General features: G+C 67.8%; 28 protein-coding genes and 3 pseudogenes. 12 read left to right on the forward strand and 19 right to left on the reverse strand.

What is annotated here, in order from left to right; translation table 11 throughout:
* Positions 1-41: 41 nt before the first annotated feature.
* Together AQJ84_RS39190 and AQJ84_RS39195 are read right to left on the reverse strand one after the other, a co-directional pair.
* Positions 42-947: an alpha/beta hydrolase gene (locus tag AQJ84_RS39190; RefSeq protein WP_030039919.1), complete on the reverse strand. Its 906-nt coding sequence runs from the start codon at positions 945-947 to the stop codon at positions 42-44.
* Positions 948-1,120: 173 nt separating this feature from the next.
* Positions 1,121-2,185 (reverse strand): helix-turn-helix transcriptional regulator, encoded by a 1,065-nt coding sequence (locus AQJ84_RS39195; RefSeq protein WP_198536355.1) that lies wholly within the window; start codon positions 2,183-2,185, stop codon positions 1,121-1,123.
* Here AQJ84_RS39195 and AQJ84_RS39200 point away from each other — a divergent pair.
* Positions 2,175-3,221 (forward strand): AraC family transcriptional regulator, encoded by a 1,047-nt coding sequence (locus AQJ84_RS39200; RefSeq protein ID WP_078631828.1) that lies wholly within the window; start codon positions 2,175-2,177, stop codon positions 3,219-3,221. The genes AQJ84_RS39195 and AQJ84_RS39200 overlap by 11 nt on opposite strands.
* A gap of 154 nt (positions 3,222-3,375) precedes the next feature.
* On the opposite strand, the gene AQJ84_RS43690 is transcribed toward AQJ84_RS39200, so the two are convergent.
* Complete coding sequence (locus AQJ84_RS43690; RefSeq protein ID WP_164873057.1) at positions 3,376-3,675, reverse strand: hypothetical protein; 300 nt, start codon at positions 3,673-3,675, stop codon at positions 3,376-3,378.
* A gap of 866 nt (positions 3,676-4,541) precedes the next feature.
* Between AQJ84_RS43690 and AQJ84_RS39210 the strand changes: the two genes are divergently transcribed.
* Entirely contained in the window at positions 4,542-6,302 is a 1,761-nt protein-coding gene (locus AQJ84_RS39210; protein ID WP_030039914.1) for a S8 family peptidase, read from the forward strand.
* Between the two features lie 1,039 nt (positions 6,303-7,341).
* On the opposite strand, the gene AQJ84_RS40345 is transcribed toward AQJ84_RS39210, so the two are convergent.
* From AQJ84_RS40345 to AQJ84_RS39220, 3 genes are all read right to left on the reverse strand, one after another.
* A complete protein-coding gene (locus AQJ84_RS40345; protein WP_225889272.1) occupies positions 7,342-7,869 on the reverse strand; it encodes a hypothetical protein in 528 nt (175 codons plus the stop codon).
* A 369-nt stretch (positions 7,870-8,238) separates the two neighbouring features.
* On the reverse strand, positions 8,239-8,556 hold the full coding sequence (locus AQJ84_RS41820; protein WP_159042804.1) for a pentapeptide repeat-containing protein: 318 nt from the start codon (positions 8,554-8,556) through the stop codon (positions 8,239-8,241).
* A complete protein-coding gene (locus tag AQJ84_RS39220; RefSeq protein ID WP_051869803.1) occupies positions 8,523-9,125 on the reverse strand; it encodes a phage/plasmid primase, P4 family in 603 nt (200 codons plus the stop codon). The genes AQJ84_RS41820 and AQJ84_RS39220 overlap by 34 nt, the downstream gene beginning before the upstream one ends.
* Before the next feature lie 113 nt (positions 9,126-9,238).
* On the opposite strand from AQJ84_RS39220, the gene AQJ84_RS39225 reads away from it, so the two are divergent.
* The 4 genes and pseudogenes from AQJ84_RS39225 (at position 9,239) to AQJ84_RS39240 (ending at position 12,670) form a co-directional block, all read left to right on the forward strand.
* Entirely contained in the window at positions 9,239-9,622 is a 384-nt protein-coding gene (locus AQJ84_RS39225) for an AQJ64_40280 family protein (protein WP_030039910.1), read from the forward strand.
* 98 nt (positions 9,623-9,720) lie between these two features.
* Positions 9,721-10,581 (forward strand): alpha/beta fold hydrolase, encoded by an 861-nt coding sequence (locus AQJ84_RS39230; protein WP_225877209.1) that lies wholly within the window; start codon positions 9,721-9,723, stop codon positions 10,579-10,581.
* A 212-nt stretch (positions 10,582-10,793) separates the two neighbouring features.
* Positions 10,794-12,240, forward strand: a pseudogene (locus AQJ84_RS41825) (NF041680 family putative transposase).
* Positions 12,241-12,346: 106 nt separating this feature from the next.
* Entirely contained in the window at positions 12,347-12,670 is a 324-nt protein-coding gene (locus tag AQJ84_RS39240) for a hypothetical protein (protein WP_030039907.1), read from the forward strand.
* A 74-nt stretch (positions 12,671-12,744) separates the two neighbouring features.
* Here the strand turns inward: AQJ84_RS39240 and AQJ84_RS39245 are convergent, their stop codons facing one another.
* On the reverse strand, positions 12,745-13,500 hold the full coding sequence (locus AQJ84_RS39245) for a class I SAM-dependent methyltransferase (protein WP_030039905.1): 756 nt from the start codon (positions 13,498-13,500) through the stop codon (positions 12,745-12,747).
* 156 nt (positions 13,501-13,656) lie between these two features.
* Between AQJ84_RS39245 and AQJ84_RS45285 the strand changes: the two are divergent.
* Positions 13,657-13,743, forward strand: a pseudogene (locus tag AQJ84_RS45285) (IS21-like element helper ATPase IstB); the annotation flags it as partial.
* A 164-nt stretch (positions 13,744-13,907) separates the two neighbouring features.
* Positions 13,908-14,432, forward strand: a complete 525-nt coding sequence (locus tag AQJ84_RS43815) for a hypothetical protein (protein WP_051869802.1) — start codon at positions 13,908-13,910, stop codon at positions 14,430-14,432.
* Positions 14,433-14,488: 56 nt separating this feature from the next.
* Here the strand turns inward: AQJ84_RS43815 and AQJ84_RS44600 are convergent, their stop codons facing one another.
* The 7 genes from AQJ84_RS44600 to AQJ84_RS39275 all read right to left on the reverse strand — a co-directional run bounded on the left by AQJ84_RS44600 (position 14,489) and on the right by AQJ84_RS39275 (position 18,733).
* Positions 14,489-14,863: a transposase gene (locus AQJ84_RS44600; protein ID WP_225877208.1), complete on the reverse strand. Its 375-nt coding sequence runs from the start codon at positions 14,861-14,863 to the stop codon at positions 14,489-14,491.
* Between the two features lie 104 nt (positions 14,864-14,967).
* A complete protein-coding gene (locus tag AQJ84_RS44605; RefSeq protein ID WP_259294356.1) occupies positions 14,968-15,270 on the reverse strand; it encodes a transposase in 303 nt (100 codons plus the stop codon).
* Positions 15,191-15,481 carry a transposase gene (locus tag AQJ84_RS44870; protein ID WP_063753089.1) on the reverse strand — a complete coding sequence of 97 codons (291 nt, stop codon included), beginning with the start codon at positions 15,479-15,481 and terminating at the stop codon, positions 15,191-15,193. The genes AQJ84_RS44605 and AQJ84_RS44870 overlap by 80 nt, the downstream gene beginning before the upstream one ends.
* A gap of 162 nt (positions 15,482-15,643) precedes the next feature.
* Positions 15,644-15,883, reverse strand: coding sequence for a hypothetical protein (locus AQJ84_RS44610; RefSeq protein WP_225877207.1), 240 nt, complete (start codon positions 15,881-15,883; stop codon positions 15,644-15,646).
* A 554-nt stretch (positions 15,884-16,437) separates the two neighbouring features.
* A complete protein-coding gene (locus AQJ84_RS44615; protein ID WP_445585618.1) occupies positions 16,438-17,091 on the reverse strand; it encodes an IS701 family transposase in 654 nt (217 codons plus the stop codon).
* 64 nt (positions 17,092-17,155) lie between these two features.
* Positions 17,156-17,647, reverse strand: a complete 492-nt coding sequence (locus AQJ84_RS39270; protein WP_030039902.1) for a hypothetical protein — start codon at positions 17,645-17,647, stop codon at positions 17,156-17,158.
* A gap of 231 nt (positions 17,648-17,878) precedes the next feature.
* On the reverse strand, positions 17,879-18,733 hold the full coding sequence (locus tag AQJ84_RS39275) for an SDR family NAD(P)-dependent oxidoreductase (protein ID WP_051869800.1): 855 nt from the start codon (positions 18,731-18,733) through the stop codon (positions 17,879-17,881).
* A 72-nt stretch (positions 18,734-18,805) separates the two neighbouring features.
* Here AQJ84_RS39275 and AQJ84_RS39280 point away from each other — a divergent pair, with 72 nt between their 5' ends.
* Positions 18,806-19,240 (forward strand): MarR family winged helix-turn-helix transcriptional regulator, encoded by a 435-nt coding sequence (locus tag AQJ84_RS39280; RefSeq protein ID WP_107082770.1) that lies wholly within the window; start codon positions 18,806-18,808, stop codon positions 19,238-19,240.
* Between the two features lie 265 nt (positions 19,241-19,505).
* Here the strand turns inward: AQJ84_RS39280 and AQJ84_RS44620 are convergent, their stop codons facing one another.
* Together AQJ84_RS44620 and AQJ84_RS39285 are read right to left on the reverse strand one after the other, a co-directional pair.
* The gene (locus tag AQJ84_RS44620; protein ID WP_225877206.1) at positions 19,506-19,658 is read right to left on the reverse strand and encodes a hypothetical protein; all 153 of its coding nucleotides are present in this window, start codon (positions 19,656-19,658) and stop codon (positions 19,506-19,508) included.
* A gap of 281 nt (positions 19,659-19,939) precedes the next feature.
* Positions 19,940-20,440 carry a hypothetical protein gene (locus AQJ84_RS39285; protein ID WP_030039899.1) on the reverse strand — a complete coding sequence of 167 codons (501 nt, stop codon included), beginning with the start codon at positions 20,438-20,440 and terminating at the stop codon, positions 19,940-19,942.
* A gap of 216 nt (positions 20,441-20,656) precedes the next feature.
* Between AQJ84_RS39285 and AQJ84_RS41845 the strand changes: the two genes are divergently transcribed.
* Positions 20,657-20,857 (forward strand): DUF1737 domain-containing protein, encoded by a 201-nt coding sequence (locus tag AQJ84_RS41845; RefSeq protein ID WP_079022712.1) that lies wholly within the window; start codon positions 20,657-20,659, stop codon positions 20,855-20,857.
* Positions 20,858-21,180: 323 nt separating this feature from the next.
* Here AQJ84_RS41845 and AQJ84_RS39290 read toward each other — a convergent pair whose 3' ends face one another.
* Both AQJ84_RS39290 and AQJ84_RS39295 read right to left on the reverse strand, forming a co-directional pair.
* On the reverse strand, positions 21,181-21,657 hold the full coding sequence (locus AQJ84_RS39290; RefSeq protein ID WP_030039898.1) for an LIC_13387 family protein: 477 nt from the start codon (positions 21,655-21,657) through the stop codon (positions 21,181-21,183).
* A complete protein-coding gene (locus AQJ84_RS39295) occupies positions 21,654-22,871 on the reverse strand; it encodes an FAD-dependent monooxygenase (RefSeq protein ID WP_030039897.1) in 1,218 nt (405 codons plus the stop codon). The genes AQJ84_RS39290 and AQJ84_RS39295 overlap by 4 nt, the downstream gene beginning before the upstream one ends.
* A gap of 81 nt (positions 22,872-22,952) precedes the next feature.
* Between AQJ84_RS39295 and AQJ84_RS39300 the strand changes: the two genes are divergently transcribed.
* Entirely contained in the window at positions 22,953-23,540 is a 588-nt protein-coding gene (locus tag AQJ84_RS39300) for a TetR/AcrR family transcriptional regulator (protein ID WP_030039896.1), read from the forward strand.
* Between the two features lie 126 nt (positions 23,541-23,666).
* A pseudogene (locus AQJ84_RS39305) lies at positions 23,667-25,370 on the forward strand (hypothetical protein); the annotation flags it as partial.
* A gap of 85 nt (positions 25,371-25,455) precedes the next feature.
* Here the strand turns inward: AQJ84_RS39305 and AQJ84_RS39310 are convergent.
* Positions 25,456-26,802, reverse strand: coding sequence for an FG-GAP and VCBS repeat-containing protein (locus tag AQJ84_RS39310; RefSeq protein WP_053192211.1), 1,347 nt, complete (start codon positions 26,800-26,802; stop codon positions 25,456-25,458).
* Positions 26,803-26,909 lie beyond the last annotated feature (107 nt).

The raw sequence follows: 26,909 nt of genomic DNA on the forward strand, positions 1-26,909 counted from the left end.
TGGCTCGTCGATGCGGCTCAGAAGGGGCGCAGGAGGGGGGTTCAGCCCCGGAGGTGCTTGACGAAGTGGTCCCGTGCGGCTGCGGAGAGCTCGTCGAAGCCGGGGCCGCTGTAGAAGTCGAAGTGGCCGCCCTGCTTGACGATGATCTGCTTCGGCTCCCGGGCCTCCTCGTACGCGTCGAGGGCCAACTCGAACGGTGCCACCGTGTCGTTGTCGGCCACGATCATCAGGAGCGGGGTCGGCGCGATGCGGCTGATGAAGGTACCCGGGGCGTACTCGGTCACCATCTCCATGCTTCGAGCCGTCAGCTCGTTCTTCCAGTTGGGCGCCCGGTCCGCCGACGTCTTGATGAACCACTCGTAGGCGTCGACCGCGGGCATCACGGCCTGCGCCGTGGGGTCGGCCGCGACGACCGGGACCATGGCGGGCTCTCCACCGGTGAACCGGTTGAGTCGGTCGCCCTCCTGGATCGCACGGAAGACCGGGATGAAGTCCGGCCGGATCGCCCGGCTCAGGGTGCGCGGACCCGTGATGAACGGCACCTGGGAGACGACGGCCTTCACCCTCTTGTCGATCGCCGCGACCATGAGGACGTGTCCACCGGAGAAGCTGGAGCCCCAGATGCCGATCTTCGACGCGTTCACTTCGGGGCGGGTGGTGGCGTAGGTGATCGCGTTCCGGAAATCCCGGTACTGCAGGACCGGGTCGACCTCCTGGCGGGGAGTTCCCTCACTGTCGCCGAAGTTCCGGTGATCGTAGGCGAGCACGTTGAGGCCGGCTTCGGAGAAGACCACGGCATAGTCGTCGAGGTGCATCTCCTTGACGCAGGAGAGCCCGTGCGCCAGGACCACGACCGGTGCCGGCGTGCTGGTGTTCCTGGCCGGATAGAACCAGCCCCGGAGGGTGACGCCGCCCTCGCCCGGGAACTCGATGTCTTCTCGATTCATATGATCTTCCGATTCGCTTGCGACGGTCCGTCGGTCGTGTGGAGGTTCGCTCGGAGTGATCCGACACTCGCGAGTACTGGTGTCGGGCCCAGAATCCACGAAGACCCGGGCGGGCTCCTAGAAGGATCGCGCCGCAGGGTGGTACGGGTGTGCCACGGCCTACGAGGAGACGGTCAGGCGCATCCGTGGGCTTCCCGGTAGTCGCCGGGCGACAGCGAGAACTCCCGACGGAACTCCCGTCCGAAGTGGCTCGCGTCGCAGAAGCCCCACCGGTGCGCGATCGCGGCAATGGAGAGGCTCGTGTTCACGAGGTCGCCCCTGGCCGCTGCCAGGCGGTGCATGCGGATGACCGCCCCGACGGTGTCCCCGGTCGACGCGAAGGCCCGGTGCACCGTCCTCGGAGAAACGCTGTGGGCGGTGGCGAGGTCGGCGACTCTGATCGGTCCACCGGAGAGATGGGCGATGATCCAGTCTTCCAGCCGCCGTCGGAACAGCTGGAGAAACTCGTCGTCGCCGATGTGGGGGCGACTCGCACGGATCATGCTGGCGATGAGGACGAGGAGGGAGTTGCGCGCTCCCTCGACCTCCGCCGCGGACATCCGCGCGATGTGCCGGTCCAGGCTCATGAGGAAGCCGTGGAGGAGGTTGACCAAAGGGCTCTGAGCCGTGTCCAGGAGCAGGCAACCGGGTGCACCGCCCCCCGTGTTGAACGGGGACAGGGCGCTCATGGGCACCCGGACCGTTCGTTTCGTCAGGTGATCGGGGATGACGAACCGCCCGGTGGTGCGGGTGCTCATGATGAGAACCGTTCCCGGTCGCAGGACGACGGTCTCGTCAGCGGTCTCGATGATCTGCCGGCCGGCGTTGGCGGCGAGGAGCAGAAGCGCGTCGTCGTCCTGACGCACTGCGTTTCTGCCTCGGGTCCCTTCGACCTGCGGGCACACCCAGTCGGTGATGAGAAGGTCTCCGAGGTCCAGTTCCTCAGCGGATCCGAGGCGCTTGACCGGCCCGGTGAGCCGCAGGTCCATGGAGGCAAGGCGGTCGCGGACGGCGAGCCTCCAGCGGACGTCCAGCTCTTCGGGTGTCAGCAGGCCGGCGGGGCTTAGCATGGGTGGGGCGACAGTCACTTCGGCTCCAGCTCGGTAGAGGCTGTCCTCTCGGTCGTAACGTGTAGTTTGCTCCGTTGAAACATTCCGGTACTTGCCCTGAGGCGACAAGGATTTGTCCTTGCGTGACACCGATCTTCCTGTCCGGTGCTCTGCCCTGCAGGGGCTCTCCGCGCTCGTCACCGAGATCGGCGGCTCGGGCCCGGAACTCCTCGCGGCATACGGCTTCGACGAGGCGAGGATCGCCGAGGGCAACTCGTTCGCCAGTCTCCGACTGGTCGAGCGCGTTCTCGAGGAAACGGCCCGCCGATTCGCGCTTCCGGACCTCGGGTTGAGGATGGCGGCGCAGCAGGATCTGCATGTGCTGGGGCCGCTGGCGATCGCCATGGAGAACTCACGCACGATCGGCGAGGCCGTCGAGTGCGCGAGCCGGTACCTGTTCGTCTACAGCCCGGCCCTCTCACTCAAGGAAACCGACGATCCGCTGGGAAGTCCCGGTGTGGTCGGCCTCCGCTACACGACCACGGGCATCAGCGCCTCACCACAGGCGATCGACTACGGCATCGGGATCGTCCACCGAGTCCTGACGCTGCTCCACGGCGACGCACCCTACGGACTGCGTTCGGTCCTGCTGCCACACCCTCGCCTGGCACAGGAAAGCTCCTACCGGGCGTACTTCGGGGCCGAGGTCAGATTCGACTGTCCGAGCGCGGCCCTGCGTGTCCCGAGCCACCTGTTCTCGACACCGGTCAGGGGCGGCGACGACCTGCTTCACGACATCGCGATGGACCATCTCGAAACGCACTTCGGTCACCAGCACGTGCCCATGTCGGACCTGGTCGCAGCAATTCTCAGCGAACAGCTCGGATCCAGCGGTCCGGACCTGTCGAAGATCGCGCGCCTGCTGAGTCTTCACCCGCGTTCGCTGCAGCGGTCCCTGTCCAAGGAGGGCACGACCTTCTCCGGCGTCGTCGATCGTGTACGCAGGAGTCAGGCCCTGGACTTGATCACGAGGACCGACCTGTCCTTCTCGCAGATCGCGGCCAGCCTGGGGATGCAGGAACAGTCCAGCCTCACTCGTGCGGTACGTCGGTGGTTCGACACGTCACCTTCCAGGCTACGACGCGAAGGACTGGAACCGAAAGGTCAGTCCGCCCTCACCGACTGAGCGTGCTCCGGGTGCTGTCACGTTGGCTGAGCGAGTGGAATGATCTCCGGGTTGATCATGGTGGAGGGGGATCGTCTGTGAGGAGCGCGTCGCCGTCGTACAAGGGGCACCGGCAGCGGTCGGATTGAGGGATGGTCTCGACGTTCTGTTTCCGCTAGATCGTCGAGGGGTGCGCGGTGGCGTCGATGCTGGGGTTGCTGGAGGCACGGGAAACGGCCGCCCGCGAGCGGGTGGAGGGTCTGCGGGAGACGGCGGCCCGTGCGGCTGCGGCGCTGGAGGCCGCCGAGAGCCTCAGCAAGGCGCCACGCCGCTTCCCTGCCAGCAGTCGCCCCGGCTCACGGTCCGGTCGGTCCTGGAGCACGTTCAAAATCCGCTGGTTGTCGAGCGCGGACACAGCAGCAGACGCTTCCTTGCCTTCGGCCTCCACCGCGACGGTGGTCTCTTCGGCAGACACCGCCGACACCCCCTCGACGTCAAGCAGTGGGCCTGTGAGCAGCCCGGGAGTTGTAGGACGGGCTGGGGCAGGCGGGAACCTGGCAGGGAAGGCCGTGGGTCAAGGGCTGGGCGCGCTCCCGCAGCCAGGCTTTCTCAGTGCCTTTGGCGGCGTGGTGTTTCCAGGCGTTGAAGTGGGTGGCGCACATGCCCTTGCAGTGACGTGGGCGGACGCATTGCACGCCCTCGCGGGTGATGGAGCACCGGACGGTGACCATGCCGGGAAAGCTGCGCTGGCGAATTGGACGGTAGACGGCGGCGAAGGTGTCCGTCTGCTGGTCTGAGGCTCTCAGCTGCTCACGGCATGGACAGCAGAAGGTGTTCTTGGTGACGACGATGGTGTCGCAGGCCCGCGTCAGGGCTTGAACGAATGTCCGTTTCAGCAGCTCAGAGGGTACGGCGAGATGGCTCCCGAAACGCTGTACCCCAGGTCCGGGAACGCCGGCCATTTGCTCGGCGATTCGACCGGCACGAGAGGGCAGTACGTCGCCGACGGCCACCAGGGCGCGGGCGGTGTCGGCCGCCGCGCGGGTCCGGCGCTCTGGTACGGGCAGCACGGCAAGCAACAGGCCGGCGACGTGGCAGGGCGCGGTCGACGTCGCCGACCTCTCGGTGGATCCCGACCCTCGATGCCCGGAGTGCGTCTCTTTTCAGCCATGCCTCTATAACGTCCGTGCACGGAAAGGTACTTCCGTACAGGAGCATGCACCTGACATCTTGCATCCACTACTCGTTTCGTACGGCCCGGCCGGTGCCCTCAGCACGGCCGGGCCGTTTCCGGAGGACGCATTGATACCCCACATATCCAGCCGCCCTGGACGCACGCTGGTGCTGGCGGCCACGATCGGTGCCGCCCTCGCGTTCGGCTCCCCGGGAGCCCTCGCGGGCACGCTCCCCGTCGTCCCCTCCACCGCGCTGGCCGCCAAGGCCCACACCCCTGCCGCCATGCCGGCATCCCAGAGTGCGACCTGGGTGGCCGGGACGCGTGCCTACCTCGTGATCACCGCCCCCGGTGACAGTTCGGCGGTCCGCTCGGCGATCACGGCCAACGGCGGCACCGTCTTCTCGAACTTCGACGCCATCGGCGTGATCGTCGCCCACGCGGCGTCCAGCGGATTCGCCGCCGCCATGCGCGACGTCGCCGGCGTGCAGCACGTGGGCGCCACGCGTACCTCGGACGTCCCGGCCGACGCCTACAACCCGGCACTCCCTGCCAATCCGGCCCAGGCCTCGACCCCGGCCGGAGAACCGGTCCGGGCCGACATGAGCCAGATCAAGGCCGACCATGCCTGGGCCGTGCACCCAGGCTCCGCTTCCGTCACGGTCGGCGTCCTGGACACCGGTGTGGACGACCAGCACCAGGACCTGGCGCCCAACTTCGACGCGGCCGACTCGGTCTCCTGCGCCTACGGCAAGCCCGACACTCGTGCCGGCGCGTGGCGGGACGTCGACACGCACGGCACCCACGTAGCGGGCACCATCGCCGCGGCCAAGAACGGCAAGGGCGTCGTCGGCGTGGCACCCGGGGTGAAGATCGCCGCGGTCCGGGTCGCCGAGCCGGGCAACTCCTTCTTCTTCGCCGAGAACACCATCTGCGGCTTCGTCTGGGCCGGTGACCACGGCTTCAAGGTCACCAATAACAGCTATTACACGGACCCGTGGCAGTTCAACTGCCCGGACAACATCGACCAGGCCGCCATCATCGAGGGCGTCAAGCGCGCCCAGGAGTACGCCGAGGGCAAGGGCTCCCTCCAGATCGCCGCCGCGGGCAACGAGAACTACGACCTCGCCCACAAGACGACCGACTCCGCGAGCCCGAACGACTCGACGCCGGTCACCCGCACCATCACCAACGCCTGCCTCGACATCCCGACCGAGCTGCCGGGCGTGGTCACGGTCGCGGCCAACGGCACTGGCGTCACCAAGGCCTCGTTCTCCAACTACGGTCAGGGCGTCATCGATGTCGCGGCGCCGGGCAGCAACGTGTACTCCACCGTCCCCGGCGGCGGCTACGGCAGCAAGAGCGGCACCTCGATGGCCACCCCGCACGTGGCTGGTGTGGCGGCACTCATCGCCAGTGCCAACCCGGGCATCACCCCGGCGCAGCTCCGCGCCAAGCTGGCCGAGCAGGCCAACGACATCGCCTGCCCCTCGGACAACCGCTGCACGGGCACGACGGCCAACAACTCGTTCTTCGGCGAAGGACAGGTCGACGCCCTCAAGGCCGTCGGGACCACCCCGCCGACCGGCAAGTACTTCGAGAATCTCGCGGACTTCGCCATCAACGACAACGCGACCGTGGAGAGCCCGATCGCCGTAACCGGTGTGACTGGCAACGCCCCGGCCACCCTCAAGGTGGGTGTGGACATCAAGCACACCTACATCGGTGACCTGAAAGTCGACCTGGTGGCGCCGGACGGCACCGTCTACACGCTGCACAACCACGCTGGCGGCAGCGCCGACAACATTGCCCAGACCTACACCGTGAACGCCTCCTCGGAGGTCGCGAACGGCACCTGGAAGCTGCGCGTCAACGACAACGCCGCCTCCGACACAGGCAAGATCGACGCCACGAACCTGACCTTCTAGCGCAGGGCCGGGCAACGCCCGCGTACAGCACGCACAGCGCCGCGACAGCTCCCCGCCCCGCGGCCGCGGACAAGGCGGGCTGCGGTCTGTTCGGCCCAGGGCTGCGAACTACTGGGCGGGCAGCGGGCGTATGGGCCCCGGCGGCGGTGTACGCCGCGGTTGGGGCCACCATGCCGGAGGCGTCCAGGAAGGCCGCGGACGGCCTGGAGCCGGTGTCCAGCTCACCGTGCGCCTCCCTGACGAGCTGCAGGGCTGTGTCCGGGCTGACCGTACGGGCAGCGCGAACGCAGCCCCGAGGAGTGCCGGCCGGCTCGAGCGGCGGGCCACCGTCCCGGCCAGGACCGCCGGGGGGGGCGGCCTCGCCGCGGGAGGCCTACGCCTTGCGCACCAACTCCTGCTGGGCGCCCGCGAGTGACCCTGCACGCGGCATTTTCCTCACCCATGATTCGGGAGGACTCCAGTGCCGCTATAAGCAAGCCGCAAAAACGCCGCCCAGGACGCCCACCGGCAAGGAGGCCAAATGCGAGGGAGCCGGGGCACCGAGTTCCGCGCACGGTTTCGACCAAGCCCCGGGGCAAAGCCCACCACTCGCACATAACTCGTAGGCCCGTACTGATCCCAGGTCGGGCAGGATGCCGTCGGCCCAAGCCTCGTCCAGACCCGCCGCGTCGCAGGCCCCCCACGCCCAGATCCAACCGGGTGAGCTCGCCCAGGAGTTCGCCGACCAAGCGCTCGGACGACACGGTTTTCTCGTGCCTTCCGATGAGCTACGACTACGGACTCCACCAGGTGTTCCGCGCGCTCCGGGCAGGTTGCCGACTGGTCTTGGCCCCGACAGGCGCCCACGGCGTCGTCGAGGGCGTCGCCGTCCAGACGTGACAGCAGGCGGCCCAGGGTGGTCGCGCGTGGCGGACGGCGCAGTCCGATCTTCGCCCGCGCCTCGGGAGAGGTATCGATGGCAGTGACTCTCGTCCGGGTCGGCTGGCTCGTCTGCTAACCGGCTTCGGTCATCCTTTGCCGGGACTGGGCCTGTCTCCCGTCACCGGACGGCAGCAGCTCTGGGATCGACCTCACACCGTTCGATCATGCCCACACGCCCCGAACTGGCAACGGCCACCCGGTACGTTGTCTTGTCCTTCGCGGGGACCGACACCTGATCGCCAGTGTCGAACAAGGGGTAACCGTGCTCGTCCTTGAAGTTGACTTTCACGGTGAAGAGGGCGTCGCGTCCGTTCGGATTCCTGATCTCGACGGTCGCGTACGGGTCCTCCGTGGTTGCGCATTGCACGAGCACGGCGGTGCCGTCCTTCAGGGGCTGGGCGGTACTGCTGGACGCCGTGGGTGTGGGCTGTGAACTGCCACCCCTGTCATTGGTACTCGTACCGGAGCCATGCGATTCACTGCTGCGCGAGCCGCTGGACGAACTGCCGAGCGGGTCCCTGCCGCCCCGCGTCGAACTTCCGTGGTCCTGGCTGGAGCTGCTGCAACCGCCCCCGTCACTGCTTTCCTTGCTGCTGTTTCCTTGGCCACGGCCCGACGAGAAGCCGGTCAGGGCCAGTACGACCATCGCCGACACCGCTGTGAATCTGAGCCTGCGGCCCCCCATGTACATGCCCGCATCCTACTCACGGACGTCGCACCGGTCTCGGCAAGGTCAAGGCCAGCAGCTGCTCGCGAGCAGTGACACTTCCTGGGACGTCGCCGAGGTCGGGTGTGGGGGTCGGCCGTCCGCTCAGTACTGAGGCGTGTCTGAGCCACCTCTATGGGTGTGTCCCATCGCCGATGAGGTATACCCGCAGCTCATGAGCCCGCCCACCGCCTCCAGGGCGGCCAGCTCGTCACCACCCGAGCCGCCGGTGGACCCGCGCCCAGGCGGTCCATTGGCTTCACGGCGCACCTGGGTATGGCTGTGCAGCTCGCGGCGGCGAGGGGATGTCTACGGTTCCGGTGAGCGCTGTAGTCCACGTACGGCGGTGAGCGTTGCTCCGGTCAGCTTCACGCCGCTGAGTTTGGCTCCCCGCAGGTCAGCCCGGGTCAGGTCCGCGCCGCTCAGGTCGACTTCCCGCAGGTCCGCCCCTCTGAGATCGGCTCCGGACAGATCGGCCCTCCTCAAGGACGCATGCTTACCCACGTCTTCGGATCCGAGTTCATCCGCCAGGCGCTTGTCGGCGGCGCTGAGCCGCGCTCCCTGCAGGTTGGCTGAGGCCAAGAAAGCGCCGCTCAGGTCAGCATCGACCATGATGGCGCGGGCCAAGTTGGCTCCCTCAAACGTGGCCTCCCGCAAGTCGGCACTGCCCGCGGCGAGCGGTGATCCTCATACGACAATGGCACCTGACCGGCACCCGCCTGAAGGCTCTGCCACGCCGCACACCCCATCCTGCGGGCCTTGATCTTCTCACCGCCGGTCAGGAGCTTGACCCTTGCTTCGTCGAACTTGTCGTTGAGGTTGAGCTCGCTGCAGACGATGAGCCGGCGGCCGTGGAGTTCGGTGAGCCCGGTGGAGTGCTCGGAGAACGCGCCGCGGTCCATCAGGAAGCCTGGCGGGGCGGCGTCGGCGTAGTCCCCCAGGATCTGGATCATGACGTCCAGAAGGACGCTCTTGCCGTTCTTGCCGTGGCCGTGGAGGAGGGGCAGGACCTGGGCGCCGACGTCGCCAGTGATGGAGTAGCCGAGCAGCAGATGCAGGAAGCCGATCATTTCGCGGCCTTCGGGGTCGTCGCCGAAGGCGTCGTGCAGGAAGCGGTGCCAGCGCGGGGTCTCGGTCTGCTGGAGGGCGACGCTGGTTGCGCGGGAGTGGAAGTCGCGGGTGGTCGTCTCAAGCAACCTTCGCGAACGCCGAGCGGTCTTGCTGGGTGAAGAGGTCGACGCAGCGCCCTTGCCGATGGGTCGGCATATGGGCAGAAGACGCCTTGCCGAGTGCCTGAACGAAGGTGGAGATGACGAATCTGAACACCGTGGTGACGTGGGTGGACGCACGCGAGAGACTGCCTCGGAGCGGTACACCCGTGGCAGCAGCGATCACGGGTCGGTACCCGGCTGACAGCGTCGCCGAGTCCGATGCGACGTTGGGTGAGGAATTCTGGCTGGTGCGGCCGATGTACTTCACGACTCGGCACTGGAGTGAGGACGGGGCAGAGCACAGGGACTGCTTCGTCGACTTCGACGGGATCGTCCGTTTGCCCTACGGTCTTGCCAGTGCTGAAACCGTGACTCACTGGGCTGAGCTGCCCACCCTGCCAGGCGCCATGACGCACGTGGTTCTCGGGAAGGACGTGAAGACAGCTCTCCAGGACGCGTGGGGCCTTCCTCCCATCAGCTGACCCACAGCCTGCTCGGACAGCTTGCGCGAGTGCTTGGCTTGCTCTTTAACCTTTGGCGGAGCCTCAGTGACACCGGTAGGTTCTCCGCGGTGACCTTGATGGAGACGCAGGGCCTCACGTCGATGACCGACGAGGCGCAGTTACGTTGGATGGCGCTGGGGGACACGACTCGGCGGCCGGCCGTGGTCATGCTCCATGGCGGTCCAGGTCTGCCGGATTATCTGGGCGATGTCGCCCCCATGGTCGCGGACCTCGCGCCTGTGTACAGGTACGACCAGCGGGGCACGGGTCAATCCCCGTGGCGGGGGCGCCATTCCTTCGCCCGGCATGTCGACGATCTCGCCGAGCTGCTCGACGCATGGGACGTGCCCAGAGCTGTGCTGATCGGGCACTCCTACGGCACTGACCTGGCGAGCCGGTTCTGCCTGACGCATCCTGACCGGGTTGCCGCGATGCTTCTGATGTGCGGGCCGTTCGTCGGTGATTGGCGTACCGGGGACCGAGCGGAGCGAGGCCGCCGCATGTCCGCAGCGCAGCTGGAGCGGCTCCACGCATTGGAGGAGTTGCCGCACCGCACGGAGGAGCAGGAAGTCGAGCTGCTCACACTGGCCTGGTTCACCGACCATGCCGATCCCGAACGGGGGTGGCACTGGGCCGCGCAGGGTGCCCGGCGGCGGCGCCCCGTCAACTGGGCTATGAACAGCGAGCTTGGCGCGGCAGGGCGCGCGGACCCGCTCGGTGAGCATCTTGCCGAACTGCGCGCATGCCTGCCCGCGCGGGCGGAGCTTCTCGGTGGGGTCGACGATCCCCGCCCAGTGTCAGCTCTTGAATCACTCGCGCTCAGGCTCGATCTTCCGCTTAGGCGCGTCGAAGACGCTGGGCACGAGCCCTGGTTGGAGCAGCCCAACACCGTGCGTGCGCACCTTCGCCGATTCGTGCAAGGCACGCTGGGCTCATAGGGCTTCGACCGGATTGCCGGTCGGCCTCATCCCACGCTGCCGGCACCGCGACAGGGCCGGTGTCGATATGGTCCTCGAACCAGGCCGCTCACCTGGGTGTTCGCCGGATGCTGAGGCGGCCTTCGTCTGATCATGTGCTCCGACCAAGGACACACACGACCACGACGAAGGCCGTTGAAGGTGAGTTTGCTGCCTGCTCTTGTTCCGAGGCGATCGCGAAAGCGACACGCTTCCGGGAGGACTTATTCGACTGCCTGACCGCGCGCGGGGACGAACTGTTCGACCTCGCCGACGCGTGGCTGTGCGCGGACGGACCGGTGACGGCGCCCGGTCGATCTGACGCTGGTGGCTGAGCACCGGCGCGGCCACGGCGCGATGTACGACGCACTCAACAGCGGAAACGTGGACGCGCCCCGGCTGCGGCAGGTGCTGGCCGGCCTGCCCATGCCGCAGGCAGCCGACGGCCGCCTGGTCCTCGCGGTCGAAGTGAGCAACTGGCTGCGCCCGGACGCGCCGACCAGCGCGGATCGTCTGTTCTGTCACGTCTACGGCCGCAGCGGACGGTCCTCGGATCAGTTCGTGCCCGGCTGGCCGTACTCTTTCGTCGCGCTTTGGAATCGGGCCGGACGTCGTGGTGCCAACTCCTGGACGCCGTGCGTCTCGGGCCGGACCACGACGTCGCCGAGGTCACCGCCGCTCAGGTCCGCCGGGTGGTCGTGGATCTGATCGAGATGGGCCGCTGGCACGCGGGTGACCGCGACATCCTGGTCGTCTTCGACGCCGGCTACGACGCCCCGCGCATGGCCCACCTCCTCGACGGCCTCCCGGTCGAGGTCCTGGGACGGATGCGCTCCGACCGCGTCATGCGACGGCCGACGCCCTCGCCCCAGGAGTACGCCCTGTCCTATCCCCACGGCGGGCGACCGCCGAAGCACGGCAAGGAGTTCCGCTTTGCCAAGCCGGAAACCCGGGGCGAGCCGGATGCGGCGACGGTCCAGGTCACCGACCGGTACGGCACCGCCCGCGCGATGGCCTGGGACCGCATCCACCCGAGGCTGACCACCCGCTCCGCATGGATCGAGCACACCGGTGAACTCCCCACCGTTGAGGTCACGTTGATCCGACTCCAGGTCGACCGCCTGCCCGGACGGCGAGGACCCGCTGCCTGTCTGGTTGTGGTCCTCTGCCACCGGCCTGACCGGCGAGGGCATCGATGTGCGCTGGCAGGCGTTCCTGAGGAGATTCGACCTGGAGCACACCTTCCGGCTGATGAAGCAGACCCTCGGATGGACCCGGCCGAAGCTCCACTCCCCCGAAGCCGGCGAGCGCTGGACGTGGCTCGTGATCGCCGCCCACACCCAACTCCGGCTCACCCGCGAAGCCGCGGCGGATCTCCGTCGGCCCTGGGAGAGGCCAGCCGAGCCCGCACGACTCACCCCGGCCCGTCTCCGCCGAGGGTTTCGGAACCTCCGCCCGCACCCGGCCTGTCCGGCCCGTGCACCGAAACCATCAACATCCGGACCTGGAAGGCCGCTTGGCGCCAAGAATCGCCGCCCCGCACCCCGCTGTGACGTCGGGAAGACGACCAGAGGACCCGAGAGCATCATCGAGCGCGACAGCCTGGTTCTGTCGGTGGTTGGTGGCGTCAGTTGTTCGTGAAAGCTGACGGCACCAGGTGATGGCCCAGAAAGATGTTCGCGGATTCTGACGTCACCATCGGGGTTGCGGTGTCAAGCTGGATGTGCTCAGTAAAGGAGCTCCCCCGATGCCGCCTGGCCAGTCGAAGGTCGAGTTGTACGCCGCGCTGCGGCGCGACTCCCGCGATGGCATGTCGAACCGGGCGTTGCAGTGCAAGTACGGCGTCATCTGGAGCACGGTCAACAAGGCCCTGACCTCGGCTTGGCCGCAGGCACGCACGACAACCGCTTCGGCGCGGCCGTCGAAGCTGGATCCGTTCACGCTGCTGATCGACGAGATCCTGCTCATTGTTCTGGACGCGACCAGGAAACAGCGCCACACCGTCACCCCGGATCTACCGCCGTCTGATCGACGAGCACTCCTCGTCCGAGGCGTTGCGTTGACCACTTGAACCCGCACCGATGAGAGGGCGCAAGCGTCCTGCGAGCAACCGCGCGGTCCGGCCAGGGACTGAGAGTCCGGTGTTCATACCTTGCTCGCGACCACCATGTAGTTCTCGGCCTCAAGATCGAACGTGCTCAGTTCCGTTCGGAGTCCGACCCGGTGCAGCTCGACTTCGAGTTCCTCGTACCGGTAGGGCCAGCAGGACAGCAGTTCCGAGCGGACAAGAACCAACCCGGTCGCATCAACTTGCGCGATCGCAATCTCGATGTGGTGCTCCTCCTCCCAATGCGGCGCAATCTCCCAGCGGTAGACCACGACGGCATCGCGACCGTTCCGGCGGACGAGTCGGTCACTGATCTCCAGCCGGGAACATCTGGCCCTCACGAGTTCCCAAGTGCGGGATGTGAGTACCAAGCGCCCGCCGGGGCGCAGAAGCCGTGACATCGACTCCAGAGCAGCGCCCCTGCCTGTCGCGCCCGCGGCATGGTGAAGCGAGTTGCCAACGCAGAACACCATGTCGAACGTGCTGTCCTGGAAATGGTCGGGCAACTCTTCCCAGTTCGCCCGTACGGCCCGGACGGATGTCCCGAACTCCTCAGACAACTCTGCAGTCCGACGAACCATCGCCTCGCTGGCGTCAGTTGCGACAACCTGCATGCCACGACCGGCGAGGCCAACCGCCAACTGTCCGGTTCCGCACGAGCAGTCGAGGACGTGAGCGTTCGACGGCAGGAGATTGAGGACGTCGTCGAACGACGCAGCGAACTCGGCTGGGGGCAACTTTGCATCCGAGATGAGCCATTCGTACACCTCGGCAAGCACGTCATAGCCTGTCACAACCACTACCTCCGTCACGCGGCAGACTCACGGTAGGACGTCAGTCCATCAGCGGAGCAAGCCGGGAACCAATGGTTTTCGCGACGATGGCTCTGACGGTGTTTGTGGGTTGTCAGTTGTCCGTCTGAGTGGATGTCACCGGCTGGCTAGCTGTTCGTCGACCGGCTCACCTTCGGCGGCAACATCCTCGAGACCGGCACCGAGTCCTACCGCCACGCTCACAGCCGCGAACTCGCCCGCCAAGCCATCCGGACTACCGTCAGAATTCGGTTCTGGCACAGACCTTGGGGAGCGGTCGCGGAGCGTCACCGGGGCAACCGCATGGGTTGGGTCATCCCGTGGGCGGTTTGCCGGGACAGTCGAAATTTCCGGGCACTCTCGCGAGCCATGCTGGCATCGTATGAATCATGGCAGCGATAGACGACACATCCGAACCCGACAGCCCTGACCGCAGCGCTTATCCGCCCCTGGTGGAGGCAGCGTGGTTGTATCAGGCGGATCAGGTGTGTCCGGAAGACCTGCCGATGACCGCTGCCCAGGCACTCGCAATGGGAATGGACACGCCGACCCTGTGCGAGCTCGCCGGTCTGCCGCGTCATGCGGACCCCCGGGACATCCGTGACACATTCGAGCAAGCTCTTGAAGAATTGGGGATCATTCTGCCCGATCACCACGTGGCCCGACGATACGCACTGCGCAGGCTGGCCGCGCGATTCAGCGCCGGGGAGGTGGATCTTGCCGAGTTGGCATCGGACGAGTGGTCGGAGATGGAGGTCGAGACCGCCGAGGAGCAGGCATTCGTGGCGCTACTCCCGCCATGCGCGTGCTGCATCGAGTACACGCTGGGGCTCGACGAGGCGGCATGGAAAGCGCAACTGCAGATCGCGGCCTGTGCCTTGGTCTCACATCCCAGTGTCGGGCCGCGCTTCTGACGAGTGGGGGCAGAAGGTGTTTCTGCCGAAACATCTGGGGTCGCAATCCCGGAGAGTCACTGAAGCAGGATCATCTTGCGGAGTAGTTCGAATCCGGCTCGGCCGTAGAGCTGCCGCTTGATCTTCTTGATGCGGTTGACGGCACCCTCGATGCCGCCGGAGCTCCAGTCGAGGGTGAGCCCGGCTGTCACGGCGTCGAGGTCTCGGAGCAGGTGGAGTGCGAAGCCGGTGAGACCGGGTAGCTGGCTGGCGTCGACGGCGTCGATCCAGGTGGGGAGCATGGAGCCGAGGCGGTCGGTGAGCATCTCGCCGAAGTCGCGGACATGTTCGCCGGCCTTGTCCAGCTTGGGGCAGCGCGCCAGGACCTCCTTCAGGCCAGCGCGGTCTTCCTCGGTCAGGGCCGCGGGGTGCCGGGTGATCCAGCCGGTCACCTGCCGCACCGTCGGCGGCCGGGGCGGCGCCGCGGATGGAGCCCCGCGCAAAGTGGCGATGTGCGCGCGGACCATGCCGTAGGTGACAGGAGCTTGCTCGGCTATCAGCTCGCCGTGAAGTCGGGTGACGCTGGTGCATCCCTCGGCGAATCGCCGTTCCAATGCGGTGGCATGCCGTTGGGCGACGGGTTGCGCAGGCAGTCGCGGTGGGTGGCGACGCAGGTCTCCACGGCTCGGCCGAGGCCCTGCCACAGGTGGAACCGGTCGGCGACCTGCAGAGCGTCGGGGGCGCCGCGCCGGGCGCCCTCGGCGTATGCGCCCGCCCGATCACGGCAGATGATCTCCAGGCCGTGGATGGCGGACCAGCCAGGCGGCCAGTGGCCCGGCTTCACGTGTCGAGAGCACATCGACCACGTGGTGGTCGTCGACGCTGGTCAAGACGGTGGAGTAGGTCTGGCCGCGGCGGATCGCAAAGTCGTCCACGCCCAGCACCCGCGGCGTGCTGAACTGCGGATCAGGCAATGCCATGACCCTGCGTAACAAGGTCATCCTTCCGGCGCCGAAGCCCAGCTGGGCCGCCAGCCGGGCGCCGGCCCGCCCCGCCAGGGCGAGCCCCACTCGCTCCAGGGCGTGGTTGAGCCGCGTGGTGAACCGTGCGTACGGGGCGGTCAGCTGGGAGAACGGTTCGGCGAACGTTCGGCGCGGGCAGTCCGCCGACCCGCAGATGAAGCGTCGGACCGTCAGCCGGATGGCCAGGCCCTGCTCAGCGAGTGGAAGATCCTACAGCCTGCGCTGGTAACGGTCGTGGACTCGGTCTGAGAAGCAGCCGCAGTCCGGACATGCCGCCCCGGCCGGGCGGCCTTTCGCCACCACCTCGACCGTGCCCAACGCGGCCGTGACCGCCTCGACATCCACCTCGTCGATTCCATCGAACACCAGCGAGTCCCAGAACGGTGCATCGGTCTGCATGACCAGCACCATCACCGTCCACAACCGACCGCAGCAGCTGTCGACAGGCACCTGAGGGAGCGTCAATTCTGACCGTCCAAGGCCAAGGCGTACGCGGTCTCACGCGAACCCGACTCCTCACGATCGACGATCGGGGTAACACTCCGTGACCGCTCCCCAAGATCCGTGCCAGAACCCAGAATTCACGAACATCCAGTCGGCCCGAGGCCACGAACCGCCGTCAACTTTCTCGGCCGAACGACGTCAGCATTCACGGTCAAAGCCAACAGTCTCAGAGGTTAAGAGACAAGCTTAGTGCGTGTTACTGATCCCGGGCTCTGAGCAGCGCTGGCCTCGATGCTGGCGTTGTGTCCACGAGTGCCGCCTTGCGGATCTCTAACCGAGCTGGGCTCGTTGGCAGGTTCCGGTGCATACGCGGTCTGGTACTCCAGCCGTAGATCGTGATCTTCATGGCTGGACGGCCGCTTGATGTCGGTAGTGGCACTGGCGGGCGCGGGCTTGATGCCGACGTCGCCAGTGTGACCAGCGCAGGCGGTGTGCAAGGTCGAGGTCTGGGCGGATCAATGCCGCGAACAGGTGCTGGATCTCGTTGCCGGTTATGGGGATCAGGCCGTCGGGGGCGGGTCGGTCGCGGCGTTCGGCGGCTGCAGTGCAGACGAGGAAGGCGTGGGCGGATTGGCGAGGGTGGTCCAGCGGTGCCAGGAGGTCCAGCGGCGGACCCAGCGCGCGGGTGCTCCCGCGTCCAAGGCACGCTCGACCATGCGGGCGGCAAGCTGGGGCTTGGTGGCGAAAGCCAGGCCGTCGGGGATGCCCGCGCTCCGGCAGCGGTCCGGTGCCTCGGTCCACGAGCGCGGCACATACAGGGCTCGGTCGATGGCGGCGTGTCCGCGGGCGGCGGAGTACACGAGATAAACGGCGACCTGGGCGTTCTCGACTCGGCCGGCCGTGCCGGTGTACTGACGCTGGACGCCGACGGTCGCGGTGCCCTTCGTCAAATCGCCCGTCTCGTCGACCACGAGCACCGCCTCGGTGTCGCGCAGGTGCGGGACCACGTAGGCGCGTATGTCGTCACGAATCGCGTCGGCGTCCCATTTCGCCCGGTGGAGCAGGTGCTGCATGCCGTCCGGAGTGGCATCGCCCGCGTGCTCGGCCAGGGTCCAGCAGTTCTTCCTCGGCAGGGTCCGACAGCAGCCCGGAGACCAACCGCCGCACCCGGCGACGGGGTTCAACTCGGAGAACCGGCCGGCGATCCGGCTCATCAGTCCTTCGAATGCCTCCTGCCAGTGGGCAGGCACTACGCCGGCGTCCGAGGCCGCCGCGTGATCATTGGTTGTCCACACAACACCCCATGATCAACGGCGGCCTCGGACGCCACCGAAGCCAGTAGTCGGGTCCCTCGACTCGGTAGCGAACGTCGACACCGGCAACGAACCGCAGCTCACACACGAGCCGACGGGCGCCGTCCGGCGCCAAGCGGTGCGGCGCCAACAGCAGCTCCAGCTCGTCATAGCGGGCGTCGACCCCGCCGTGGCCCGGATGGCTCTCCTGTCCGACCTCGCCCGCCTGCTGGCGCTCATACCACCTGGCGTAGATCGCCCACTGCTCGCGCTCCAGCTCCGCCACCGCCTCGCTTGCAGGCCAGACCTGGTACTCATCGACTTCATGGCTGTGGTCGTAGACGTGCATCTCGAAGTAGTGAGGCTTCCCGTCGATGTCAGCAAGGCCGGCCCACGGGCCGTCGTACCACTCCAACTCGACGTACACACGCTCGAAGCCGTCCGCGATCAACTGCTCTTCGCCCCAGATCTCAGCCACCCAGGCAGGCTACCGGCGAGCAGCCTCCGTATCCATGATCACGATCTATGGCTGGAGTACTAGGCAGTGTTCCTGGTTGGGATCAGCAGGCCCTCGGAGCGTGAGGATCGTATCTTGGGTTGATGCTTCTCCTTGATGCTCGGTGACTCGGTTCGTCGTCGCGGGATGCCGCGGCGGGTTGTTTTGATCGCTGGGGTTGGGGAGCGGCTCGCGTTGTCGGCGTAGAAGCACTCATGCAAGGAACGGTTCGGTCAGGTTCGTGGTGAGTGCTGCCAGCCGGGCGCGGGCCTGCGCATCGTATGCCTGTGGGTGTGCGGGCTGGTCGTCGTATCGGTCGAGGTACTGTCCTGTGGTGTTCTCCAGGTTTGGGTCAGCGATGAGACGTAGCGTCGGCTGAGCACCGTCGTCGAGGCTTGTGGCGGGGGTGAAGCCGCTCTGCCGGACCATGGAGGTGTCCATCAGGTGTGCTGGGTGCAGTGCGTTGACGGTGACCTGGTGGGGCGCCGACTCGGCTGCCAGGTCGAAGGTGACCATGATCAGGGCTAGTTTGCTACGGCAGTATGCGTGCACTCCGTTGTAGTCGCGCTCCAGCATCACGTCGTCGAAATGGATGGGCACCTGCCCAGCGGAGGCGACGTTGACCACCCGCGAGGGCGCCGAGGCGACCAGGAGCGGGAGAAGCCGGCGGGTGAGAACGTAAGGCGCCAGGTGGTTGACGGCGAACCGCAGTTCGTGGCCCTGGCGGCTTGTCTGCCGAACGGTCGGGTCGATGCCACCGCCCACGGCGGCGTTGTTGACCAGTACGTCGAGCCGTGGCTCGGCGGCGAGGACGGCGTCGGCCAGCGCGCTCACCTGCTCAAGGTCAGCCAGGTCGGCCCGGTAGGTACGCACCGAGACTTCCGGGGCCTGCGCCCGTACCTTGTCGGTGGCCGTTGCAAGCCGCTGCTGGTCGCGTCCGTGGAGCAGCAGCGTGGCGCCGCGGGCTGCCAGGAGGAGGGCGAGGTGGAGCCCCATCCCCTGGGTGGCCCCGGTCAGCAGGATCGTCTTTCCGCACAGGTCGCCCGGAGTAGCTGTGTGTTCATGCATGCCTGCAGCTATATCAAGGCCTTTATTTATATTCCAGTCTTGATTCATCTCAAGGGTCGGTAAGCTGAACGCATGGAGATGCTGCCGCAGGTCCGGCTCGGCCTGGACATCAAACGGGCCGAGCAGGCACTGATGACCGCCAAGAGCAGCGCCGTGCGCACGGCTGACCTGACCGTCGCCCAGTACGCCGCCCTGTTGGCCCTCGCCCAGCGCCCCGGGATCTCCGCTGCCGCGCTGGCCCGCGACTGCTTGGTCACCCCGCAGGCCATGACCGGGGTACTCAAGACCCTGCAGACACGCGGCCTTATCGAGCGGACGGCGCACCCGTGGCACCAGAGGGTCCTCGAGACCCGGCTCACCGAGGCCGGCCAGCACGCTCTTACTGCTGCCGATACCGAGGCGGTGCGCATCGAACGCCGCCTCGCAGACGAGTTCACCGCCGAGGAACAAGACATTCTCCGCGCCCTGCTGGCCCGCTGCGTCCAGGCGATCGAGCGAGACCGCTGAGCTTGCGATGCAACGCCTCTGCATGACCCTGCTGCAGATCATGTCGCGAGCCGGAGGCTTCGGAGCCAGATGACCGCGCCGCGTAGTTGGAGTCCGGCCAGGTAGCTCTCGGGTGTCTTGTCGTATCGAGTGGCCAGTCCGCGCCACGCTTTGATTCGTCTTCGCCGGCGACTGCCTGCGGATCGTCAACGGCCTCGACGAGAACGGCATCGAGGTCGGTGCGGCCCACCCGGATTACGTCCGACACAGACTGGGCCGCTGAGTACTACTGCTCGGTCGGTTTCCGGTTGATCTCGATGACCGGCAACAGGGTGGCCAGGGCTGGGATTCCGATCTGCCGGGGAGTCGGCCCGGCCGGCGTGGGGATGTCGGTGAGTCGCTCCAGTAGCTGGTCGAGTGCGGCTTGCCCGTCGTCCACTGCGGCGCGTTCGTCGCCCGGAGGCGTCCAGCAAGGGCCAGCTCCTGGAGGCAAAGGAGAACCTGCAGAAGATGCTCGGCCATCCCCCTGAGGTGTAGAAGTCGCAGCGCGCGCAGGCCATGCGGTGCTGGCACTGTTCGAAGAAGGTGTAGGCACCCGGTCGGGATGTTTCCGTTCGGCCCAGCTCGAGCCCTCCAAGCTTTGTCCCGCAAACGATCTTCGAGCTGTGTCGTGCTCACTTCCATCAACGAAGCTGATTGCTCGGGGACTCGTAACACCGCTCAGATCTTAGGAAAAGGGGGCACCTCGTCCATCGTCCGCAGCAGCTTTCGTGCTGGTTCGGTCTCTTCCGGTCGCACTGACGAGGCGAGGCCCTCGATGATCGGCCGGCCTGCGCGTACGGCCACCCTGCAGGCGATCTCCCAGGGCGGCTGCTCGTGGAAGCTCGTGCGCTTCGGGACACCGGCCGCTGCGGCCGAGGAGTGCCATTGTTCAGTCCGGTAGATGCTCTCCAGCAGTTCCAACAACTCGGCCTTGCAGGGTACTTGCGGGGCCCCGGCCAGTTCCAGAAGGAATGGGACCGTGGAGGCCGTCGCCTCGCCGACAACGAACCCCAAAGCGCAGACGAGGTCGCCGAGTTCATCGATCCCGAGGCGGGCCGTGTCCTCGCCCCCGTACGCGATCCGGGAGAGCAGAGGCGGGATGTCCCCGGCGGGGAGTTGCCGTGCATCGCGCAGTTCCCCCCAGCGGACGCCGGAGACGCCTTTCAACAGACTTCCCACACGCAGTCACCCTTCATCGGACCGGTATCCGCCCCATCAGTGTCCTGGAGTAGCGGCCGGCGTCAATCTCCTTTCGAATCCTCGGCCGACGGCACTCTGACCAGGTGGGTGATCAGGTCTGTCAAACGAGCGGTGTAACGGCCTGGGAAACGACTGCGTTCAGGGCAAGCAGGCTCGGCGGCGCGGTTGACGGGTGGGTTTGAGATCCTTCTCCTCATGAGCACACCACCACACGGACTGCCTGTCTACCGAGTCCTGACCGGCCCGGACGACGCCGAGTTCTGCCGACGTGTGAGCGAAGCCATTGGTCTTGGCTACGAACTGCACGAAGGACCTGCCGTCACCTTCAACGGTGAACGCGTCATCATCGCCCAGGCGGTGGTCTGGCCATCACTGCCCGAGCCACCTCGGGAGTAGCGGCGGTCGTGACCGGCCCTCGACGCGAGAAGGCCCGCATGGGTTGGGTGAGTCGGCGCGCGCGAGCGACGTGGCGGGGGCCCGCGGCGCGCCGCCGCAACCGGGTCCAAGCATCGACTGGTGTTGCCCAGTGCGGCTGCTGCGCCGGGTTGCGGTCACGACGGCGGGCACCGTCCCGGTAAGGATCAGTCCGGTGGCAGCCGCGCGGCACAGCCTCTTGATCTATCCGGTCCACGGCATTGTCACTACTTCGCCCTTTGACGGCCTCTCAGGCGGAAACGGGAGAGCGGACCACCCGAACATTCCTCATGGCCTGCGTCTCCTCACGAGCTCGCGCGAGCAGCGGGTACCGCCCTGCGCAGGGACAGGGCGAAGGCGTAGCTGGTGATGGTGAGGACGGCGATCGGCGGCGGGGGCAGCAGGAGAACGGAGATCGCCAAGGCGGCCAGGGAGAGGGTGAGGGTGATCCGTCCGAAGGCGGTGCGGCGCTGGACGAGGGCGGGGGCGTGCCGGACGGCGACGAGGATCAGGAGGCCACTGGCGATGATGAAGAGGGCCATGGCGATGCTGATGCCGTTGAAGACATCGAGGACCGTGCGTTCCAGACCCAGCAGGGTGAAGGTGGACTCCCGCATGACGGTGTCGGTTTCACGCTGTTGGGGGGTCTGGGTGGCCAACGCTGAAGCGGCGGAGAGGGCGAGGTGGCCGACCCCCAGGAAGACGAAGCCGTAGGCGCCGACCGTGAAGGGTCGGACGGAGTTCGCCCGGCGGAGGGGGCGGGACGTGACGTTGGTCTTCACTGTTGCTCCGTGACGTTGACGGGGGCGGAGGCCCTGGCCGGGGCGGGGTCGGATGGTGGTTGCCAGCCCAGGACCGTGTCCAGGGCTCTCAGCGACAGCGCTTCCGGCATGGCTCGTACGGCCAGGTTCCGGATGGACACGGCAAGCGGGTGGGAGAACCGGGCGAGTTCGCCGATGCGCCGGGAGCGGTGGCTGATCCTGGTGGTCCGCCGGTGTCTGGCCCTCGTATAGGCGGCGAGCGCGGCCGGCACGTCGTCGGCGGGCGCGAGGAGATGCGCCGCGACTACGGCGTCCTCGATGGCCTGGCAGCCGCCTTGGCCCATGTTGGGGGTCATCGCGTGGGCGGCGTCGCCGAGCAGGGCCACCCGGCCGACGTGCATCCGGGGCAGAGGCGCGGCGAGTTCGTGGAAGTCATGGTGGAGGATGTCAACAGGGTCCGGGTCCCGCTGGTTCAGCCGGTCCAGCAGTGCGGGTATCGGATCGTGCCACGCGCCGAAGCGCCGGGTCAGCTCCACGTGATGATCGGTTTCCGGCCTCGCGCCGGGGCCGGAAACGGCGGTTGCGTAGACGTAGATGCGGCCATCGGCGAGTGGAACGACGCCGAACCTCTGGCCCCGCCCCCACGTTTCGGCAGCCTGCTGGGCAGGCAGGCCCGCACCGGGAAGCACCGCTCGCCATCCGGCTTCACCGGCGTGACGCAGCCCGCGGTGAGCGGGGAAGAGTTGTCCGCGGAGCACGCTGCGAATGCCGTCCGCCGCCAGTACGACGTCGGCGCGCAGGTCGCCTGTCGACGTACGCACGACCACGGTGTCCCCCGCGTCGTCCACACCGGTCACCGATACGCCGAGGCGCACGACGCCGGCCGGCAGGGCGGCCGCGAGAGCGTCGATCAGGAAGCCGCGGTGCACTGCGCGCGCGGAGAGCCCGTAGCGGGCGGACACCGCGCCGCTGTCGGAACGACTCAGCCAAGTGCCGTCGGGCGTACGCAGCCCTACCCGACCGGGCAGAGCGTCACCCGCCCACAGGTCGGGGCCCAGGCCGATCGAGTCCAGGGCGCGCAGCGCGTTCGGGGCGAGCACGATGCCGGCGCCGATGCCCGTGAGTGCGGAGGCCCGTTCGCACACGGTGACGCGCCATCCGCGGCGGCTCAGGCCCACCGCCGCGGTCAAGCCCCCGATTCCGGCTCCGGCCACAACAGCATGACGAGCACCCATGTCGACTGCCTCCCTCCATCCCTGCCGCCTCTACACCTGTAGAGGCGACATACCCGCACTCTACATCTGTAGAGTGCGGGTATGTCCATCCCTGACCGCCGGGACCTGATCGCCGATGCCGCCATCAGCACCGTGGCCACCGCCGGGCTGCGCGGCCTGACCCATCGCGCGGTCGACGCCGCCGCGGGCCTGCCGGCCGGCAGCACGTCGTACTACTTCCGCACCCGCAGCGCTCTGATCAGCGCCTGTTACCTTCGCCTGGCCGAACTCTCGGTCGCCGACGCGGATCGCTGGGAAGCGGACCACGGGCGCCCCTCGGACTTGGACTCCGCCGCAGGCGCGCTGGCCGCACTGCTGCACCACTGGCTGACGGCGGCGCGCGACCGCCAGCTCGCCCGCTTCGAACTCAGCCTGGAGGCAACCCGTCGGCCGGAGCTGCGTGCCGACCTGCAGACCGCCGGCCTCGCCGCACGGTCCAGGGCCACCGCCCTGCTGGCAGCGCTCGGGGCTCCTCGTCCAGCGCCGGCAGCGGATCTGCTCGTCGCCTGGACCGACGGCCTGCTGTACGACCAGCTCGCCGGCGCGCTGGCCGCGACCCGCCCGTTGCCCGATGTGACCGAGCTGACCACAGTGGTCCGGCGGATGCTCGAAGCCGCGCTTTCGACCTGACCTAAGTCCAGTTCCGCTGGCGTGAGGACGTGCTCGGCCTGACGCCGGGTCGTCTGGAGTCGCGTCGACTCCCGTCTCCTCGAGGAACTCGCGCGCCTCGTTGCGGCACCGGGCGGGGCTTGGCGACCGACGATCTTCGGCCAGAACCAGGTCGCCGACGTGCCGTCCGTGACGCTGTTGCCGGGCTGCGACGGCGACGTGTCGGACCTGCAGGGTGAGGACTTCGTCGACGGGACGCGCGGGACCGGCAAGAGCAGCGCGCTGCACAGCGCGGTGTACATGGTCGGCGCCAACCACAACTACTTCAACAGCGAGTGGACCCCGGGCGAGGCCGTCGCACCGGCCAGGGACGACTCAAGGACCGACCCGGAGCAGCCGGACCCGGTGTGTACGCCGGGTGCCGCGACCCGGCTGACCGCCGCCCAGCAGCACAAGGCGGGCGCCACGTACATCGCCACCGCGGCCCGGCTCTTCCTCGCCGGCGACGATCGAGTGCGTCCGCTGCTCGACGGTTCCGGCAAGCGAGCCCCGTCCGCGGACCCGGCCCGGGTGCTGACCCACGCGGTCGGCGGCCGCCGCAGCGGTGGTTTCCTTCCGGACGGCGGGGCGAAGGTGACCGGCGCCCGGTTGTGCTCGGCGATCGACCCCGACCCGGCCGTGGCCTGTCTGGACCCGGAAACCCTCGGATCGTCACCGCACTTCACGTCGTGGGAGGGAACAGGAGATTGGCCGCAGCGCGGTGGACCTGAAGTGGTCCGCGCGTATCACTCCGGCCGAGCCACTCTCCCTGCGCGACTCCCAGAAGCTCGCGCTCCGGGTCTTCGTACCGCCGAACACGACCGGCACGAAGTTCGACGTGTCCGTCACCGACTCCTCCGACCGCCGGGTGAAGCTGGGCTCGGTCCGGGTGGACGGGCTCCCGGGCTCCGCGATCACCGCCTCCTACTGGGCTCAGGAGCTGCGCGTCCCGCTGTCGGCCGCGACCCGGGCCGGGCTCGATCTCAGGCATGTCAAGTCCCTTGAGTTGAGGCCCCGTTCGCAGTCCGGGCGGGCCTGGCTGATGGACGCCTGGGGCTGGGCGCCCGGCACTCCGACGGTGGAGGCGGCCGCGCTGCCGCGTGTCGACGTGGGCCGCACGATCGTCAAGGAGGGCGACTCGGGCACCCGCACCTACCGGATTCCGGTCGAGATCTCCGGGCACGGCATCGGGCAGGTCCGCGTGTACGTCCTCGACCCGACAGCGTCCGGGCCGAGCACCGCCTCGTGACCGTACGGCCCGGCAGCGACGCGATCGATGTGCCGGTCGAGGTGAAGGGCGACACGGCCTACGGCGACGACGTTGAGCACGACATCGCCGTCAAGGCCGTCCGCAACGCCGTCGTCGGCAAGTACCGGGGAGGGCTCACCGTCGAGAACGACGACCCCGAGCCGGTGATCACTCTGTCGCCGGTCGCGGGACCGGGTGACCGAGGGAGAGACGCTGACCTGGCGGCTGTCGTGGACGCGCCCACGGCGGTGGACAACTGGGTGCCGGTGCGGGAGCTTCCGGTCACCGAGGGCGCCGAGCTGTCCACCAAGGACGTGGACCCGCAGTGGCTCAAGGACTCGTCCGGTGACGTGCCCGACCCCGAGCGGCCGCTGTCCGACGCGAAACTGTGGGTTTGGGTCAACATCCCGCCCGGGAGCACCGGCGTGGACTTCGACGTGCCGATCGTGCGGGACCAGGTGGCCGAGCCGACCGAGTCGATGCGCCTCGCGCTGACCGACAGCAGAGCCGAGCCGCTGCCCGGCAGGCCGGTGCTGACGGGGACGGTGCTCGACAAGCCGTAGGGGCGCGGGGAACTGCGCGAGCAAACGACGCGGCCGCACTCGTACGAACAAGGCGAACCCCAGGCAGCTGGGCGGGAGGCCGGGCCTACTGGAGCATGCCCCAGATGAGTTCGGTGTCGGCGTCGGTCACACCGTTCGTGGTGACGCCGGACGACGTGCCGGGCAAGCGCAGCGAGCCGTTGATGGCGCCGATGTAGAGGTCGGCCTTGCCGTCGCGGTTGGTGTCGCGGAGGCGGACCGGGTCGCCGAAGCAGTCGTTCCATGCGACGTCGCCGGGGACGCCGGCGGTGTTGCGGGCGAGCCACTGGGAGTTGGTGCCGGTGATCCCGCTCGCGCTGCCGCGCAGGACGTGGACGCCGCCCTCGGTCGTCTCCTGGCTGATCTTCTCTCCGTAGACGCCGATCGCGAGGTCCTTGTAGCCGTCGCCGTTGATGTCGGCGGCCGAGACGGAGGAGCCGAACGAGTCGCCGGACTCTGGGGTGCCGGCGACGTTGGTGGTGGCCTGCGTGATACGGACGGCGGTGGCGGGGCCGGTGGAGGAGCCGTACCAGATGGACACCCGGCCCTGGTAGTTGTTGTACATCTGGCTGCCCGCCGCGAGGTCCCCGTATCCGTCCTTGTTGAAGTCGGCGATCACCGCCTCGCTGGGGTCGCCGTAGTTCGTGACGAGGCGCAGGGTCTTGCCCGCGCTGAGCGGGGAGCCGCCCTTGACGAACCACGCGTCCGTGCCGAAGTTGTCGGGCTCGTCGGTGATCCCGATGATCACCAGATCGGTCTTGGAGTCCCCGTTCATGTTGCCCGAGACCAGGGACGTGGGCGCGAATCTCGTCGTCTTGTCGTGGCTGGTGACCGAGCCTGCCACACCGGTGCGCGTGATACTGCGGTAGACGTAGGCCTTGCTCCCGCTGATCGCGGCCAGGTCCTTCTTGCCGTCCCCGTTGAAGTCCCCGGCGGCGAGGTCGCGGCCGAAGCGGGCGTTCGAAACCTTGGCGCCGGCGTTGGGGATCGCGGTGCCACCCGAGAGGCCGGTCGCGCTTCCCCAGAGGATGACGACGCCGCCCTCGTCCGTGCGGCCGTCGACGTCCTCGCGCGACACCGACACGGCGAGGTCCCCGTATCCGTCGGCGTTGAAGTCGGCGGGCACCCGGACGTCGCCGAACTGGTCCTCCGTCTCGTCGGCGCCGGGGACACCGGGGCTGTCCTGGGTGATCAACTGGGTCTGGGTGCCGGGTCCGGAGGCGGTACCGAAGGTGATCCGGACGCCGCCGCCCTTGCTGTACTGCTCGTAGGTGTAGCTGGCGTAGTCGCGGTAGCCGTCGCCGTTGAAGTCGTCCGCGTACTTGGCCGCCGCCGCGCTGGCGGGAGGTGCCGTGAGGACGGGGGCGAGGGACGCCACGAGGAGTGCCGCGCAGGCTGCGGGGCGAATGCGCATGAAGTGTCTCCTGATGATTCCGTGCGACCGCTCCTGTGCCGATTGATGTCTCAGAGACCCCAGAGACAGGAGCGGTTGATGATCAGGAGACAGTCGGACGGGGGGAA

This window comes from Streptomyces resistomycificus, assembly GCF_001514265.1.
Classification (GTDB): domain Bacteria; phylum Actinomycetota; class Actinomycetes; order Streptomycetales; family Streptomycetaceae; genus Streptomyces; species Streptomyces resistomycificus.